This window comes from Steroidobacter sp., assembly GCF_016790065.1.
GTDB lineage: Bacteria > Pseudomonadota > Gammaproteobacteria > Steroidobacterales > Steroidobacteraceae > Steroidobacter.
This window is the reverse complement of the sequence record NZ_JAEUPY010000692.1, coordinates 1-2996: the sequence shown is the minus strand read 5'-3', so window position 1 is coordinate 2996 and position 2996 is coordinate 1. Positions and strand designations below refer to the sequence as shown.

Below are 2996 nucleotides of genomic sequence, written 5' to 3'. Positions count from 1 at the left end.
CGTCGCTAGATTGGTTTGTGTCGCATAGATGATTGCGGCGATATCTTCGCGCGCGGATACGGCACCTGGGCCCGTGTGTCCGATGAAGCGCGGGTCGTCGAACAAGGTATTGACGAGTGCCGCATCGGGCGCGAAGTCGAGGTTTGCCATGAAAGGACTGCTGCCCGTGGCGAAATAGTTCGACAGAATGCCCGGCAGCAAACTCTGTGTGACGCGGACCAGACGATTGTCGACGCGCAGATTGAAATAGTTAGCGCCAAGGTGCAGCCCCGGCAGGCCGCTCGGCGCGAACTCGACGCCCGCCGTCCAGGTCTCGGCCTCCTCGGGCTTCAGGCGCGGACCTGCGCCGCCCGAGACGATCATCGCAGTGAAGCTGCAGCTGCTTCCCGACGAACCCGGCGTACCCGAGAAGCCGTTGAGCTCGACCAGCGTCGTGTCGCACGGCGCCGTCCAGAACGCCGGTGTCGTGAAGATAGCGTTGCCGCCCGGCACAGGTTGCGGGCCCTCGTAGGCGAAGCGCATCGGCGGCGCATGGAAACTCGTACCGAAGCTGCCGTGCAAGCTCACGCTGTCGATGGGCTTGAAGCGCAGGCCGAACTTCGGGTTCGTAGTCGTGAAATCGCCCAGTCCGGAGGAATCCTCATGACGCACGGCTAGCGACATATCCAGTGCCTGCACCCCGGGCAACGCATTGCCGCTGCCGACGATCGGCACAGCCAGCTCGGCATATGCAGAGCGCACGTTGCGCGCCGTGGCGCCGTAGCGCTGCGAAATGGGACGGATGCTGCGGTAGTCGAAGTTCAACTGGCCATCGATGTACTCCTTGCGGTGGTCGACGCCCAGCGCCGCCTTGAGCGGGCCGCCGGGCAACTCGAACAACGTACCGTCCGCCTTCGCGGTGAGCTGCGTGAGCCACGAGTTGAACTGTAATTCCTCGAAGCCGATTAGCTGAGCGATGACCTGTGGTGGCAGAGACTGAGAGGAGTACGGATTGAACGTCGTGTAGTTGAGCGCGGCACAGTAAAGCTGGGACGGCGTGGGATTGGCGACCGCACCGATGTTTGCTGCGCTCAATCCCATGAGCGAGCAGGTGACAGAGCTGGGCGCCGCACTGGTGTTCGCGCCGTTCAAGATGCGATCGCCAATATTCGCATCGCGTTCGATCATCGACCTGCGCCGCTGCTCCTCGCGGCTGTGCGAAGCGGACACATCGAGCACCCAATCGCCCCACAGGTCGTAGCGCAGCCCCAGCTCCGCCCCGAAACTTTCCACGCCGACGTCGCGTTTCGTCAGCACGTCGTCCACCAGCACGCTGAAGTTGTTAGTGGTTCCAGGGATGTAATACGGGTTGGTGCTCGGCACCGTGCCGATCAGATCGACGTAGCCGGTGCGATACTCGCCATCGCGGCGGGTATAGCGAGCGCTGCCATGAAGATTCGCGCGATCGCCGATGTCCTGATCGGCAGTGAGCAATAGGCTATGCCGAGTCATGCGGGGCAGGACGTCCCAGCCAAGCGACGGATCCGAGGTGTAGCCGACTCCGTCCACCACAGGTGTGAGCTGATCGACTGTAAGGCCGACACCGGCGCCGGGCGGCACGGTGTAGGCAACGGGACGATTGAACGCTGCCGCGCCCGAAAAGATGTTGGCCAAGCTGCCCACACGGAAGTTATGACGCGGCCAATCGATACCGCCGCGTGACGACAGATCGCCTGTCAGGCCGCGGCTGGACGCGCTCACATTACCCCTTCCGTTGTATTCGTAGCCCACCACCAAGCGACCATCGTCCCAGCGGTTGCCCCACACCGCGCTCGCCTGGAACTCCTCCCCGCCTCCATCCGTGCCGCCGATACGCGCTAGCGTGTGTAATCCATCGAGGTCACGCTTCAGAATGAAATTGACGACGCCGCCGACGGCGTCCGATCCGTAGACCGCGGAGGCGCCGTCCGAGAGAATTTCGACGCGCTCAAGCGCCGCGGCGGGGATATTTTCAACATCGACGAAATCGCCGAATTGACCCGACGGGGCAACCCGCCGGCCGTCGATGAGTACGAGCGTCGAGAGCGCTCCGAGGCCGCGTAGATTCACGCCCGACCCGCCGGTCAGGTTGCCTCCTCCCGAGCCCGTGTCCTGCCCGCCGCGAATATTGTCGCCGGAAGCAACACCGCCCGCGAAATTCGCCGGCAGCTCGCGCAACATGTCCGCGACGGTCGCTTTGCCGCTATTGGCGATCGCATTCGCGTCGATCGTCTGCAGAGTGCCGCCGATCGCCACAGCGTTGCGAATATGCGTGCCGGTCACAACGATTTCTTCGATCGCAGTCCGGCCCGACTCTGTCTGGGGCGCAGGTGCCTGCGCCAGATGCAAGGCGGCCGGTGTCATACTGTTGTAGGTGCGCGAATCGAGCTTCTGGATCGTGATCGAGGTACCGCTCGCGACCGAGTATCGATAGCCGGTGTCGGCCAGCAACTGGCTCAATGCTTCCTTGATGGCGTGCGCACCGACGATGCCTTGGGTCTTGCGTCCGGTGAGATCCTCGCCGACCACGATCTGAATGCGCGTCTGCTTGGAGAACTGGATCAAGGCGGCGGAGAGATCCTGCGCAGGAATCTCGAAGTCCACTCGTTGATCTAGATCCAACGCACCCGCCGTCGTCAGCGCGAGCAGTCCTGCAATCAACATCGCACCTGCCAACGATCCCGCCGATGAGCTAGCCATGAACGAGAGTGCCTCGAGAGTTGCTTTAGAATATTTCTTCGCCAGTGCAGCTATGACGAATGAGCCTCGAAATATTGAACCTTCCGATCGGGCCCGCCGCGACGGGGGAGTCGGTGGTTAGGTATGATCGCGTTCGACTCGGCTCCAGTGAGCATCTGACCACGCCCTACGACATCCACGACCAGATCAGTCGGCTACCCGATGGCCTTGATGCCCTCGGCCGCGACAAAATCTGCCATCCTGAGGTTCCAGGTATCCACCGTCGTTCGTCTTAGCTG

1 protein-coding gene is annotated in these 2996 nt (G+C 62.5%); it reads right to left on the bottom strand.

The window, feature by feature from the left end; all coding sequences use genetic code 11:
* Positions 1 to 2718: TonB-dependent receptor (locus tag JNL55_RS28545; protein WP_293862699.1), on the bottom strand; the 2718-nt coding region annotated here is incomplete at its 3' end.
* Positions 2719 to 2996: the final 278 nt, after the last annotated feature.